This is a genomic window from Nocardia sp. NPDC055050 (genome assembly GCF_053608345.1).
In genome coordinates, this window is the sequence record NZ_JBSGVG010000024.1 from 11,346 (window position 1) to 27,470 (window position 16,125).

Annotated in this window: 1 protein-coding gene (cut by a window edge); it reads right to left on the reverse strand. The window is 69.8% G+C overall.

The features are described from left to right. Positions 1-16,125: the 3' portion of a non-ribosomal peptide synthase/polyketide synthase gene (locus ACWGCN_RS23405; protein WP_452458115.1), read on the reverse strand. It continues 27,966 nt past the right edge of the window; the window shows 16,125 of its 44,091 coding nt (coding positions 27,967-44,091); the start codon falls outside the window, past its right edge; it ends in the stop codon at positions 1-3.

A 16,125-nucleotide genomic window follows, 5' to 3' on the forward strand; every position in this document is an offset into this window, starting at 1 on the left:
CTATTCGGCGACGATCACCGTCACTTCACCCTCGGCCGCATCGGTCGGATCGCCTGCCACGACGAACCAGTGGGTGACCTCGCCCTCGGCCAGGTCGTCTTCGACCGAGGCGTCGGGCAGGACCGACAGGGCGCCCGCGGTGGACGAGGCCAGGAATTCCTGGACCGCGGCGGGGCCGGAGGCGTGGGTGGTGTAGGTGGTGCCTTCGTAGTCGATGGCGTGTTCATCGCGCAGGCGCTCGGCGAGGGCCACCGCGTCGGACTGGGCGAGGGCCGTGGTGTTCTCGCCCGAGACCAGCACGAAGGCCGGGTGGTCCTCGGCCAGGGGACGGACGCGGTCGGCGTAGGAGACGGGATGGGCCGCGGCCGCGGCGATCTCGTCCTCGACGTCGCCCAGGATCAGCCACTGACCCGCCACCCCGGCGACCGGCGACGCGCTGATCCCGAAAAGAGCTCCCGCGGCGGCGATCTCGACGCCGGAGAGCTCGCCCGCGAACAGCACCGCGGCACCCGCCTTCTGGACCGCCCAGGCGGCCAGGACCGAATCCACGCTGCGCGGCAGCGAGATCGCGACCACGTCGCCGGGACCCGCACCGCGCGTGATGAGCACCCGGGCCAGCTGGGAGGACTTGCGATCCAGTGCGCTGTAGGCGATTTCGCTGTCACCGCGCAGCAACGCCGGAGCCTGCGGATCGGCTTCGACGACCTCGGCGAGGATCTTGGCCACCGTCTGCGCGCCGACACCGGAAACAACCGGAGCCGAAACAGCGGCTGTCACACCGGAATCGGCGAGCAGCTGAGCGCGTTCGCTCGCATCGAGGATGTCGATGTCGCCGACCAGACCGGACGGGTTGTCGAGCAGCTCGTCGAGCACCCGCAGCAGGCGCTGCGACAGCGTGCGGACCTCGTCGGCGGTGAAGGTACTGGTCAGGTACTTCATCGTGATCTCGATGGTCGACTCGGCCATCACCACCAGGGTGAGCGGGTAGTGGGTCGCGTCGTCGAGGCCCACACCGGTGACCTGCATGCCGTCGATCGAGCTCGCCGCGGTGACGGCGTCCTTGTCCATCGGGTAGGACTCGAACACCACCAGCGTGTCGAACTGCGAGCCCATGCCCGCCACCCGCTGGATGTCGGACAGACCGACGAAGTGGTGGCTGAGCAGCTCGGCTTGCTCGGACTGCACTCGCTGGGTCAGCTTCTCCGCGGTCATCCGGTCGTCGATCTGGATGCGCACGGGCAGGGTGTTGATGAACAGGCCGACCATCGACTCGACGCCGGGCAGTTCCGCCGGGCGACCCGAGACGGTCGCGCCGAACACCACGTCGTCGCGCCCGGTGAGGCGACCGACGACGATGCCCCACGCGGTCTGCAGCATCGTGTTCACGGTGACCCCGAGCTCGCCGGCGAACTTGCCGAGCGCCCTGGTGCGGTCGTTGTCGATCTCGACGATGACCTTGCCGAGCTCGTAGCGTTCCTCGGTGCGCGGCGCGGGCGCGAGCTGGGTGGGGCCTTCGACCCCGGCCAGCGCGTCGGCCCACACCTGCAGCGACACTTCGCGATCCCAGCCCGAGAGCCAGGACAGGAAGTTGCGGTAGGACGCCACGCGCGGGAGCGCGGTGAGGTCACCGTGCACCGCGTAGAGCACGAGCAGGTCGCGCATGAGCAGCGGCATGGACCAGCCGTCGACCAGGATGTGGTGCACGGTGATCGCCAGGTGCGAGTGCTCCTCGTCGATCTTGTAGAGACCGAAGCGGATCAGCGGCGCGGTGGCCATGTCGAACTGGTTCGCCTGGTCGGCTTGCAGCAGTTGGCGCATGCGCGGCATCCGCTCGTCTTCGGGCAGGTCGGTGAGGTCGACCTCACGCCACGGCACCTCGAGCTCGGAGAGCACCACCTGTACCGGCTGACCGGCCGAATCGGTGACGAACGCGGTCCGCAGGTTCGGGTACCGGTCGAGCACGGCCTGGGCGGCGCCGCGCAGGCGCTCGGTGTCGAGGGTGCCGGTGAGGTCGAGGACGGCCTGCACGGTGTAGACGTCGACGGTCGCCGAGCTGAGCATGGCGTGGAACATCAGGCCCGCCTGCAGCGGCGAGAGCGGCCACACCTCCGACAGCGCCGGGTAGTCGCGCTCCCACAGCTCGAGATCGGACTGGCCGACCCGGACCAGGGACATGTCGGACGGGGTGAAGCCACCCGCGTCGACCCGCTGGGCGTGCGTGGCGAGCGCGGTGAGCGCGGCCACGAACAGATCAGCGAACTCCTGTGCCTGGTCGGCGGTGAGCAGACCCTTCGGGAAGGCGATGTTCGCGCCGAGCTGCGGGCCCTCGTCGCCGTCGTTGACGATGGCGTTGATGTCGAGGGTCGCGTTGGCGGGCATGTCGAGGTCCATCTCGGCGTCGAGTTGGCCCAGATCCGCCACCGGCACCCAGCCGAGTTCGGCGAGTTCGGCCGGGATCTCACCGGCGCTCGCGCGACCGAGGTAGTTGAAGCTGATCTGGCCCACGCTCGGCAGATCGGCACCGTCGAGGTACTTCAGCATGCCGAAGCCGATGCCCTTGTCCGGCACCGCGAGCATCTGCTCCTTGACCGACTTGATGACGTCACCGAGCGCGGCGCCACCGGCGAACGCGTCGTCGAGGTCGGCACCGCCCAGGTCCAGCCGGACCGGGAACGCGGTGGTGAACCAGCCGACGGTGCGCGACAGATCCGCACCGGCCACGATCTCTTCCTGGCGGCCGTGGCCTTCCAGCTTGATCAGGGCCGCGGTGCCGGATTCGTCTCCACGCCAACGGGATACGGCCAGCGCGAGCGCGGTGAGCAGACCGTCGTTGACGCCGCCGTGGTAGAGGCCCGGGATCGCGGTGAGGACCGCGTCGGTGACCTCGGGCGAGAGGGTGACCTGTACCCGGTCGACGGTGGCGAAGGTGTCGACCTGCGGGTCGAAGGCCCGCGCGCCGAGCTGCGGATCGACGGTGGCCGACACCTCGCGCCAGAACGGCAGTTCCGCGCGACGATCGGTCGACTGCTCGACCAGGCTGTGCGCCCAGCGACGCATCGAGGTGCCGTTGACCGGCAGCGTCACCTGCTGGCCCGCCGCGATCTGCCCCCAGGCCATGCCGAGATCCGGGATCAGGATGCGCCAGGAGACGCCGTCGATCACGAAGTGGTGGCCGACGATGAGCAGGGCGTCGCGCCGGCGCGGACCTTCGGCGGGCTCACCGAAGGCGAACCAGACGAACTGCACCATGGCGGCGTTCGCGGGGTCGAGACGGCCCATGGCCTCGTCGTATTCGACGCTGGCCAGCTTGGACAGCTGATCGTCGGCGATGTCACCGGCGACCTCGACCCGGCGCACGAGCGTGGTCACGTCGACCTCGCCCGGTGCCAGAGCCTCGAAGATCCACCCGTTCGCGGCGTCCTTCGCCACTCGCGAGCGCAGCACATCGTGGTGGTCGAAGACCGCGCCGATCGTGGCGTGCAGGACAACGGCGGTGATGTTGTCGGGCAGACGCAGCACCATCGACTGGGAGAACCGGTCGTAGGTGGAACCGCTCGCCAGAATCTGGCGCATGATCGGCAGCATCGGGATATCGCCGACACCGCCGCCCGGCAGTTCCTCGAGCACGATCTGTTCGGCGTCGCCCGCGAGCACGGCGATCTCGGCAAGCCCTGCCACGCTGCGCTTGTCGAACACATCACGCGGCTTGAACAGCACGCCGCGATCCTTGGCCCGCGAGACCAGCTGGATGGACAGGATCGAGTCGCCGCCGAGGGCGAAGAACGAATCGTCCAGGCCCACGGCGTCCACGCCGAGCACTTCGGCGAAGACGGTGGCGATGATCGCCTCGATTTCGCTGGTCGGCGAGCGGAACTCGCGCGGAGCGAGGACCGGCTCCGGCAGTGCGCGCCGGTCGAGCTTGCCCGCGGGGGTCAGCGGGATCTCGTCGAGGACCATCACGGCGGCGGGCACCATGTGCGCGGGCAGGTGCTGCGCCGCGTACTCGACCAGGGCGGCCGGATCCACGTTGCCGCGGACGTAGGACACCAGGATGGTGGCGCCCGCGTCGGTCTTGCGGCCGATGGTGGCGGCGAACTCGACGTTGTCGTGCGCGGTGAGGACCGCGTCGATCTCGCCCAGTTCGATGCGGAAACCGCGGATCTTCACCTGGAAGTCGTTGCGGCCCACGTATTCCACGACCGGCTTGCCGTGCACCGTGCGCCAGGCGACGACGTCACCGGTGCGGTAGAGGCGCTCGCCTGCCACGTACGGGCTGGCCACGAAACGTTCGGCGGTGAGGCCGTGGCGCGCGTGGTAGCCGCGCGCCAGCGGGACACCGCCGAGGTACAGCTCACCGGCCACGCCCTCGGGGACCGGGCGCAGGCGGCTGTCGAGCACGTACACGGTCGCGCCCGCGATCGGGCCACCGATGTTCATGGTGTCGGCCGGCAGCAGCGGATCGGACAGGTTGGTGGCGATGGTCGCCTCGGTGGGACCGTAGGCGTTGTAGAACCGGTGCAGCGCCGGGTCGGTACCCGCGCTGTGCCAGTTCGCGACCAGGTCGACGGGAGCCTTGTCGCCACCGACGATCAGCGCTTCGAGCCCGGCCAGTGCCGCGGGTTCCATCGACGCCGCGACCAGCGGGGTGAGGAACACATGGGTCAGCTGCTCGCCGGCGATGATGTCGGCCAGCTCCTCGCCGCCGACCACACCGACCGGTGTGATCACGAGGGTGCCCGCCGAGCCGACGGCCAGGAGGAACTCGAGGATCGACGCGTCGAACGACGGTGACGCGAACGCCAGGGTCCGCGCGTTCTTGTCGAGACCGAACTGCGCGACCTGGGCGGCGGCGAAGTTGGGCACACCGGCATGGGTGACGACGACGCCCTTGGGCAGACCCGTCGAACCCGAGGTGTAGATCATGTAAGCCGTGTTGCCGGGGCGGACTTCGCCACGGCGATCGGCCTCGGTGATCGGGGCCTCGGACTGTGCGGCGACCTCGGCCTCGGTGGCCGCGTCGTCGAGGGTCAGCCAGTCGCCCAGCACGGGCGTCGGCAGGTGGTCGGCCTCGGCGGACACCGTGATGCCCAGTGCCGCACCGGAGTCCGACATCATGTGCGCGATGCGCTCGGCCGGGTACTTCGGGTCGACCGGGAGGAACGCCGCGCCGGTCTTGCTGACGGCCCAGATCGCCAGGGTCGTGTCGAGCGAACGCTGCATGGCGATGGCGACGACGGTCTCCGGTGCCGCACCGCGCTCGATGAGCACCCGCGCCAGGCGCGAAGACGCCGCGTCGAGCTCGGCGTAGGTCAGCGAGGCCGACTCGCCCGGCGCCACGATGGCCTGACCCGTCGGGTTGGTTGCCACGGCCTGGGCCAGCAGCTCCGGCAGGGTGCTGACCGCGGCGGCGGGACCGCCTGTGCGGGTGAGCAGTTCGGTGCGCTCCGCACTGTCGAGGAGTTCGAGGTCACCGACCGGGGTGGTGGTGTCGGCGACGACCTCGGCGAGCAGACGCTGGAAGCGCTGCGCGAACTTCTCCACGGTCGACTGGTCGAACAGCGCACTGGCGTAGGAGAACTCGGCGTAGGCGCCCGCGTCATCACCAGCTGCGGCTTCCCGCACGGTGAGCAGCAGGTCGAACTTGGCGGTGTCGACGTCGAAGTCGACGGCCGAGACCGACAGGCCGGGCAGCTCGAAGCCGGCGTCGGGCAGGTTCTCGAACGACAGCGCCACCTGGAACAGCGGGTGCCGCGCGGTGGAGCGCTCGGGGTTGAGCAGTTCCACCAGGCGTTCGAACGGGATGTCGGCGTGGGCGAAGGCGGCCAGGTCGGCTTCCTTGGCCTGGGTCAGCAGCTCCGCGAAGGTGAGCTGTCCGCCGACCTGCGTGCGCAGGGCGAGGGTGTTGACGAACATGCCGATCACGTCGTCGAGTTCGGCTTCGCCGCGGCCCGCGATCGGGGTACCGATGACGATGTCCTCGGTGCCCGACATGCGTGCCAGGAACACCGCCAGCGCGGTGTGCACGACCATGAACAGCGTCGCGTTCTGCTCGCGAGCGATGGCGGACAGTCCGGCGTGGATGTCGCCGCCGATCGGGAACAGCACCCGGCCACCGGCGAACGACTGCGTGCTCGGACGCGGGCGATCCAGGGGCAGGTTCAGCTCGTCGGGAACACCGGCGAGCGCGCGCTTCCAGTAGCCGGCCTGCTGGGCGATGAGGCTGGTCTCGTCGGTCTCGGCGCCGAGCACCTCGCGCTGCCAGACGCTGAAGTCGGCGTACTGCACCGGCATCGGCGCCCAGCCTGGTGCTTCACCCGTGGCACGGGCGGCGTAGGCGATCATCACGTCGCGGGTCAGCGGGCCCATGGACCAACCGTCGGCGCTGATGTGGTGGGCCACGAAGACGAGGACGAATTCCTCGTCGGCGACCTGCATGAGCTTCGCACGCAACGGAACTTCGTCGATCACGTCGAAACCGGTGGTGATCAGTTCGGCGATCTTGTCGCGCACCTGTTCGGGAGCAACGGTTTCCGGCGTCAGATCCGGAACGTTGCCTTCGACCGGCAAAATCACCTGGTGCGGCGTGCCGTCGGTCGACGGGTACACCGTGCGCAGGGTCTCGTGCCGTGCGAGCACATCGGCGACGGCCAATTGCAGCGCCGCCACGTCCAGCGCGCCCGACAGGCGAACGGCGACGGGGATGTTGTTCACCGAAGAGGCAGTGTCGAACTGGTTCAGGAACCACATGCGCTGCTGCGCGAGCGACAGCGGCACCTGATCCGGGCGCGGACCGGCGACCAGCGCGCGACGCCCACCGGCACCCGCACCCTGCTCGACCTTCACCGCGAGCCCGGCCACCGTCGACGCCTCGAACAGCAGGCGCACGGGCACCCGGCTGTCCAGAGCGGCGCCGAGGCGGGCCGCGACCTGGGTGGCCAGCAGCGAGTTGCCGCCGAGGGCGAAGAAGTCGTCGTCGGCACCGACGCGTTCGGCGCCGAGAACATCGGCGAACACGCCGGCCACGATCTCCTCGATCGGGGTCGACGGCGCGCGGAAGGTCTGCGCCTCGAACTCCGGCTCCGGCAGCGCCTTGCGGTCGAGCTTGCCGTTGACATTCAGCGGCAGCGCGTCCAGCACCACGAACGCGGCGGGCACCATGTACGACGGCAGACCGGCGGCCAGCGTCGACTTGACCTGTGCCACCTCGATATCCGAGCCGACCAGGTAGGCGACCAGACGGTCACCGGTGCGCGGATCGGACTTGGCGATCACCGCGGTCTGGGCGATCTCGGGCAGCGCGAGCAGCGCGGCCTCGATCTCGCCGAGCTCGATCCGGAAGCCGCGGATCTTCACCTGGAAGTCGGTGCGGCCGCGGTAGTCGAGTTCGCGGTTGTGCCAGGCCACCAGGTCACCGGTGCGGTACATGCGAGTGCCCGGCGTGAACGGGTTGGCCACGAAGCGATCGGCGGTCAGGTCGGGGCGACCGTAGTAGCCGCGAGCCAACTGCGCGCCCGCCAGGTACAGCTCACCGGCGACCCCGTCGGGCACCGGGCGCAGACGCTCGTCGAGCACGTAGACCTGACTGTTCCACTCGGGCGAACCGATGGAGACCGACACCTGGTCGGCGGCGTTCACCCGGTGCGAGGTGATCGAGACGGCGGCCTCGGTCGGGCCGTACAGGTTGAACAGCTCGGTACGGCTGAACTCGGCGCGGAAGCGCTGGGCCAGCGAACCCGGCAGCGCCTCACCGATGGCCAGGACCCGCCACAGCGAATCGGGCATTCCCGCGGTGATGAGCGCGTCGAGCATCGACGGCACCACGTGCAGGGTGGTGACCCACTCGCGCGACATCAGCTCGTTGAGGTAAGCCGGGTCGCGATGGCCGTCGGCCGAGGCGATCACCAAGCGGCCACCGCAGACCGCGGCCGACCAGAACTCCCAGACCGAGAGGTCGAAGGTGGCGGCGGTCTTGAGCAGCACCGCGTCGGCGGCGTCCATGCCGAACTCGATCAGCTTCCACTGCAGCTGGTTGGCGATGGCGCCGTGAGGAACGGCGACACCCTTCGGGCGGCCGGTGGAACCGGACGTGAAGATCACGTACGCGGTGTTCTCCGGACGCAACGGCTCGGTGCGCTCGGCATCGGAAATCGGTGCGGTGCCGATCGATTCCAGGTCGAGCTCGTCGATCCGCACGACCGGTGCGACATCAGTGGCGAACTCGGCGTTGGTCAGCACGCAGACCGGTGCCGCCGTCTCGAGGATGTAGCCGGTGCGCTCGGCCGCCTGATCGGGGTCGACCGGCACGTACGCGCCACCGGACTTGGCCACCGCGTACATCGCGACAACCAGGTCCACCGAGCGGCGCATCGCCAGCGCGACACGGGACTCCGGGCCCACACCCAGCGAGATCAGGTGCCGTGCGAGGCGGTTCACCTTCGCGTCGAGTTCGGCGTAGGTGAGCTGGGCACCGTCGTCGGTGACCAGCGCGGTCGACTTCGGATCGGCGGCCACGGACACGTCGAGCAGCGAGACCAGGGTGGCCTCGGTGTCGACCGAGTAAGTGGTGGCGTTGCGGGCGTCGAGGATCTGGGTGCGCTCGGCCGGGGCCAGCAGCTCGATATCGCCGACCGCGGTACGCGGGGTGGCGACGATCGCGCCGAGCAGCCGGACGAAACGCTCCACGAAACCTTCGACCGTGGCGTGGTCGAACAGGTCGGTGGCGTAGGTGAACAGACCCGAGATGCCCTCGGGCTCACCGGCATCGCCGTAGCGGTCGGTGGCGATCAGGTGCAGATCGAACTGCGACAGCTCGGTGGCGATGTCGAGGCCCGAGACCGTCAGGCCCGGCAGTTCCAGGGTGGCGCGGCTGAGGTTCTGGAACGACAGACCCACCTGGAACAGCGGATGACGCGCGGTGGAGCGCACCGGGTTGAGCACCTCGACCAGGCGCTCGAACGGCACATCGGCGTTGGCGAACGCCGCGATGTCGTCTTCACGCTGGCGGGCGAGCAGTTCGGTGAACGCCTCGCCGCCGTCGACCTTGGTGCGGAACACCAGAGTGTTGACGAACATGCCGATCATGTCGTCGAGCGCGGCTTCGCCACGGCCGGCCATCGGGGTACCGATGGCGATGTCGTCGGTGCCGGACAGGCGGGCGAGCAGCACCGCGAGGGCGGTGTGCACGACCATGAACAGCGTCGCGCCCTCGGCACGAGCCAGCTCGACCAGCGCGCGGTGGGTGTCGGCGTCGATCTGGACGTCGACCTTGCTGCCGGCGAAGGTCTGCACCGCGGGGCGCGGACGGTCGGCGGGCAGGTCGAGCTGATCGGGGAGGTCCGCGAGGGCCTGCTTCCAGTGCGCGACCTGCTTGGACGCCATCGAGTCGGCGTCGTCCTCGCTGCCGAGGAGATCACGCTGCCAGATGCTGTAGTCCGCGTACTGCACTGCCAGCGGTGCCCAGCCGGGCTCGGAGCCCATGGAGCGGGCCGCGTAGGCGGTCATCAGGTCGCGGGTCAGTGGGGCGACCGAGGAACCGTCGCCGGAGATGTGGTGCACGACCAGGGCGAGCACGAAGTCGTCGGTGTTCTCGACGCGGAACAGTGCCACCTTGAGCGGGACCTCGACGGTGACGTCGAACATCGTCGACATCAGTTCCGCCACAGCCGATTCCACCTGTTCGGCGGCCACGGTGCGTTCGATCAGTTCCGGCGCGGCCTGCGCGGGCGACAGGATCACCTGTGCCGCACCGGCTTCGGTCTGTGGGTAGATCGTGCGCAGGATCTCGTGGCGGGTCACCAGGTCGGTGACCGCCGCACGCAGCGCGTTCACGTCGAGGTCGCCGGTGAGGCGGACCGCGACGGGCACGTTGTACGCGGCCGACTGGGTGTCGAACCGGTTGAGGAACCACATCCGCTGCTGCGCGAGCGAGAGCGGGATGTGCTCGGGGCGCGGACCCGCGGTCAGCGCCTTGCGATCGCCGGTCTCGGCGTGCTGCTCGACCCGCTGGGCCAGCGCGGCCACCGTGGACGCCTCGAACAGCAGGCGCACGGGAATGCGGGTGTCGAGTGCCGCGCCGAGGCGAGCGGCGACCTGCGTCGCCAGCAGCGAGTTACCGCCCCAGGCGAAGAAGTCGTCATCGAGACCGAACCGCTTGGCTGAGCCGGATGCAGCCGCTCCCGAGGGCCCTGCGTGGTCACGCTTCGCTACCGCCTCCGGGCCCGCCGGTCGCGGCTGGACGTCGAGACGAAGGACCTCGGCGAAGGTAGCCGCGACGAGCTGTTCACTCGGGCTCACCGGCGCGCGGAACACCGCCTTCTCGACCTCGGGCTCCGGGAGAGCCTTGCGGTCGAGCTTGCCGTTGGCGTTCAGCGGCAGCGCGTCGAGCTGCAGGAACACGGTCGGAACCATGTACGACGGCAGTTCGGCGGCCAGCGCGGCACGGAGGGCCAGCTTGTCGAGCTCAGCGCGGTCAGCCGAGCGAGCCGGGGTGCTCTCGGTCGCGGCGTCAGCGGTCGCCGAGTTCACAGCGCTGGTTGCCGCGGCCTTGTCGGCGGCGGTTCCGGCGACGACGTAGGCGACCAGGCGATCGCCTACGACGGGATCCGTGTGCGCGAGAACCGCCGCGGAGGTGATGCCGGGCTGACGCAGCAGCGCGGCCTCGATCTCGCCGAGTTCGATGCGGAAGCCGCGGATCTTCACCTGGAAGTCGGTGCGGCCCCGGTAGTCCAACTCGCCGTCGGCATTCCAGGCCACCAGGTCACCGGTGCGGTACATGCGCTCGCCGGTCACCGCGAACGGGTCCGCGACGAATCGGTCGGCGGTCAGATCGGCGCGACCGTAGTAGCCGCGGGCCAGCTGGGCGCCGGCCAGGTACAACTCACCGGAGACACCGACCGGAACGGGACGCAGGCGTGAATCCAGCACGTAGACACGGCTGTTCCACTCCGGCGCGCCGATCGACACCGAGACCGTGTCCGCGTCGGTCACCGCGTGGCTGGTGATCGAGACCGCGGCCTCGGTCGGGCCGTACAGGTTGAACAGCGCGGCGGTGTTGGCCGTGCGGAAACGCTGGGCGGTCGCGGCGGGCAGCGCCTCACCGATGGCGAGGACACGGCGCAACGTCCGCGGCAGTGCGGCACCGGATTCGGTGAGCAGCGCGTCGAGCATCGACGGCACCACATGCAGCGTGGTGACGCCGGTGCCCCGCATCAGGTCGTTGAGGTAGGCCGGGTCGCGGTGGCCGTCGGCGGTGGCGACCACCAGACGGGCACCCGCGACGGCGGCGGTCCAGAACTCCCAGACCGAGAGGTCGAAGGTGGCGGCCGTCTTGAGCAGCACCGCGTCGTCGGCGCCGATGCCGAATTCGGCCGTCTCCCACAGCAACTGGTTGACGATCGCGCCGTGCGAGACCGCTACACCCTTGGGCTTGCCGGTCGAGCCGGAGGTGAAGATGACGTACGCGGTGTTCGCGGGGACCAGGGTGCGCCCGGTGATCGCGGCATCGCTGACATCGCTCAGGTCGAGGTCATCGAGGACCACCACTTCGGCTGCCGCCGTGCTGAATTCGGCGTTCGCCGTCGTCAGCACGACAGCCGGTGCAGCCGTCTCCAGGATGTAGTCGGTGCGCTCGGCGGGCTGATCCGGGTCGATCGGCACATACGCCGCGCCCGTGCGCGCCACTGCGTACATCGCGATGATCAGCTCGGCGGAACGGCGGATGGCAAGAGCCACCCGGTCTTCGGTGCCGATCCCGCGCGAGATCAGGTGCCGCGCGAGACGGTTGACCTCGGCGTCGAGCTCGGCGTAGGTCAGCTCGCGGCGTCCTGCGACGACCCGACCGACTGCAGCGGTGCCACTACCGGATTCGGCACCGGCGGCAACCGCCTCGGATTCCGGCTCGTCCACGACCAGCGCGATGGCCTCGGGAGTGGCCGCCACTGTCGCATCGAGCAGCGATACCAGGGTGGCGTCGGTGTCGACAGCGTGCGCGGTGTCGTTCCACGCGGTGACGATCCGCTCGGATTCCGGCGTGGTGAGCAGGTCGATGTCGCCGACCGGGATGGTGGCGTCGGCGGCGACCGCGTCGAGCACCAGCAGGAAGCGGTCGGCGAAGCTCTGGACCGTCGACTCGTCGAACAGGTCGATGGCGTAACCGAATTCGGTGACCAGCTGGGCCGGTGCGCCGTCGTCGGTGTAGCGGTCGTAGAGGGTGACGTGCAGGTCGGTCTTGGCCAGCTGCGAGTCGTAGTCGACGGCGCTGACGGTCAGGCCGGGCAGTTCGAAGGTGGTGTCGGCCAGGTTCTGGAACGACAGGCCCACCTGGAACAGCGGGTTGCGGGCGGTGGAGCGGACCGGGTTGAGCACCTCGACGAGACGCTCGAACGGCACGTCGGCGTTGGCGAAGGCTTCCAGGTCGCGGTTGCGCACGTCGGCGAGCAGTTCGGCGAAGGAGGCGCCGGGGTCGACGGCGGTGCGGAACACCAGGGTGTTGACGAACATGCCGATCAGGTCGTCGAGCTCACGCTCGCCACGGCCCGCGATCGGGGTGCCGACGGCGATGTCGTCGGTGCCGGACAGGCGGGCCAGCAGCACCGCGAGGGCGGCGTGCACGACCATGAACAGCGAGGCGTTGTTCGCCCGTGCCAGTTCGTGCAGGGCCGCGTGCCGTTCCGGGTCGATCTCGAAGCGGATGGCCTGGCCCTGGAACGACTGCGCGGGCGGGCGCGGCCGGTCGGCGGGCAGTTCGAGCTGGTCGGGCAGCCCGGCGAGCGCTTCGCTCCAGTAGGCGACCTGCTTGGCCGCGAGGGATTCGGGATCGGTCTCGTCGCCGAGGACTTCGCGCTGCCACAGCGCGTAGTCGGCGTACTGCACGGGCAGCGGCGCCCACTGCGGCGCCTCACCCTGCACGCGGGCCACGTAAGCGGCCATGATGTCGCGCGCCAGCGGGCCCATCGAGGAACCGTCGGCGGAGACGTGGTGCACGGTGAACGCGAGCACGTGGTCGGTGGCGTTCAGTTCGAACAGCGCGACCTTGAGCGGCACCTCCTGGGTGACGTCGAAGGTGGTCATCGCGAATTCGATGACACTACCGAGCAATTCGGCCTCGGTGACCGCGATGTGGTGCACCACGGCGCGGCTCTGCGAGACGGGCAGGATCACCTGGTGCGGGCCGTCCGGCGAGCCCGGGTAGGTCGTGCGCAGCATTTCGTGGCGGGCGAACACGTCGCCGATGGCCTGCTCGAGCGCGGGCACGTCGAGTTCACCGGTGAGGCGGACGGCCAGGGGGATGTTGTCGACCGCGGAGGTGGACGTGTCGAACTGGTTGAGGAACCAGTAGCGCTGCTGGGCGGGCGAGAGCGGGATGACGGCGGGCCGCTCCCCCGCGGTCAGGCGCGGACGGGTGCGGCCGGAGCCCGCGTTGTGCTCGGCGCGGGCGGCCAGCGCGGAGACCGTCGAAGCCTCGAACAGGTCGCGCACCGAGAGCTGGGTGTCCAGGGCGGCACCGATGCGGGCGGTGACCTGGGTGGCCAGCAGCGAGTTGCCGCCGAGTTCGAAGAAGTCGTCGTCGGCGCCGACGCGGGTCACGCCGAGCACGTCGCCGAAGGTGCCCGCCACGATCTCTTCGATCGGGGTGGACGCCGCGCGGAACACCTTCGCCTCGAACACCGGCGCGGGCAGTGCTTTGCGGTCGAGCTTGCCGGAGGCGTTGAGCGGGAAGGCATCCAGGATCACGAAGGCGGTGGGGACCATGTAGGCCGGCAGCGCGCCGCCGAGTTCGGTGCGCACGGCGTCGAGGTCGATGCTGGCACCGGCCGCCGGGATCAGGTAGCCGACCAGCTGGTCGCCGAGGCGCTCGTCGGAGCGGACCACGACCACGGACTGGGCGATCGAGGGCAGCGCGGTGAGCGCGGACTCGATCTCGCCGAGTTCGATGCGCAGACCACGCAGCTTCACCTGGAAGTCGGTGCGGCCCAGGTATTCCAGCTCGCCGTCCGCGGTCCAGGCGACGAGGTCGCCGGTGCGGTACATGCGGGCGCCGTCCTCGCCGAACGGATCAGCGACGAAGCGGTCGGCGGTGAGGTCGGGACGGTTGACGTAACCGCGCGCCAGCTGGACACCGGCCAGGTAGAGCTCGCCGGGGACGCCGACGGGCGCGGGGTGCAGACGCGAATCCAGCACGTACACCTGGGTGTTGAAGACCGGCGCACCGATCGGCACCGAGGTGGTGTCGGCATCGGTGACCTCGTGGAAGGTCACGTCGACGGCGGCTTCGGTGGGGCCGTACAGGTTGTGCAGGGCCGCGCCGGTGAGGGCGCGCATCCGCTGGGCGGTCGGCGCGGGCAGCGCCTCACCCGAGGCGAACACCAGTCGCAGGCTGCTCGAGACCTCGGCACCGTCGGCGAGCGCCACGGCGGCGGATTCGGCCAGTTCGGCGACGAAGACCGACATCATCGACGGCACGAAGTGCGCGGTGGTGACGCCTTCGGTGGCGATGATCTCGGCGAGGTAGGCCGGATCGCGGTGACCATCGGGCTTCGCGACAACGAGCCGCGCGCCGATCTGCAAGGGCCAGAAGAACTCCCACACCGACACGTCGAACGTCGCCGGAGTCTTCTGCAAGACCACATCGGCCTCGGTCAGACCGTAAGCCTCCTGCATCCACACCAAACGGTTGACGATCGCACCGTGGCTGACCGCCACACCCTTCGGACGACCCGTCGAACCCGACGTGAAGATCACGTACGCCGTGTTCGCCGGACGCAGCGGCGCGATCCGCTCGGCATCGGTGACCGGCGCATCCGAGTAACCCGAGAGATCCAGGCCTTCGATGTTCAGCGCGGTGGTCGAGCCGGCGTCGAATTCGTCCCGGACAGTGGTCAGTACGCACACCGGCGCCGCGGTCTCGAGCACGTAGTGGGTGCGCTCGGCTGGGTGATCCGGGTCCAGCGGCACGTAGGCGCCACCGGCCACGCTCACCGCGTACATGCCGATCACCAGGTCGAGCGAGCGGCGCATGCCGAGCGCGACCATGGTGTCCGGGCCGACGCCCTGGGCGATGAGGTGGCGGGCCAGGCGGTTCACCTGCGCGGTGAACTCGCGGTAGGACAGACTCGTCCCCTCGAACGTCACGGCGGTCGCGCGCGGGCTGGCCGCGGCCTGTGCCTCGAACATCGACACCAGCGTGGCGGCCTGGTCGACCGGATGCTCGGTGGCGTTCCAGTCGGTGACCACCTGACGGTATTCGGCCGGGGCCAGCAGCTCGACCTCGCCGATCGCGCGGGCGGGCTTGGCCACGACCGCGGTCAGCATCCGCACCAGGCGCTGCGCGAGGACCGCGATGGTGTCGGCGTCGAACATGTCGGTGGCGTAGGCGAATTCGGCGGTCATGCCGTCGGCGGAACCGTCGGCACGGTGACGATCGGCCAGGTTCAGGTGCAGATCGAACTTGGCGGTCACCACGTCGAGGGGCACGCCCGCGACCTCGAGGCCGGGCAGTTCGAAGGACGCCTCACCGGTGTTCTGGAAGGACAGCATCACCTGGAACAGCGGGTGGCGCGCCTGCGAACGGGCCGGGTTGAGGATCTCCACGAGCCGCTCGAACGGCAGGTCGGCGTGGCCGAAGGCGGCGAGGTCGTTCTCCCTGGTCTGCGCGAGCAGCTCGGTGAACGGCTGGGCCGGGTCGACCGCGCTGCGCAGGACCAGGGTGTTGACGAACATACCGATGGCATCGTCGAGCACCGCTTCACCACGACCGGCGACGGCGGTACCGATGGCGATGTCGTCGCTGCCGGACAGGCGAGCCAGCAGTGCGGCGAACGCGGCGTGCACGACCATGAACAGGCTGGCGCCGTGTTCGCGGGCCAGCGCGTTGAGTCCGGCGGACAGGGCCGGGTCGATGGAGAACTCGTGCACGCCACCGCGATTGGACGCGACGGCGGGACGGGCCCGATCGGCGGGCAGGTCGAGCTGGTCGGGCAGCCCGGCCAGGTTCTGCGACCAGTAGGCCACCTGCTGCGCGATCATCGACGCCGAATCGGCTTCGGAGCCGAGGGTTTCGCGCTGCCACAGGGCGAAGTCGGCGTACTGCACGGGCAGCGGGGTCCAGCCGGGCGCCTCACCGCGCGA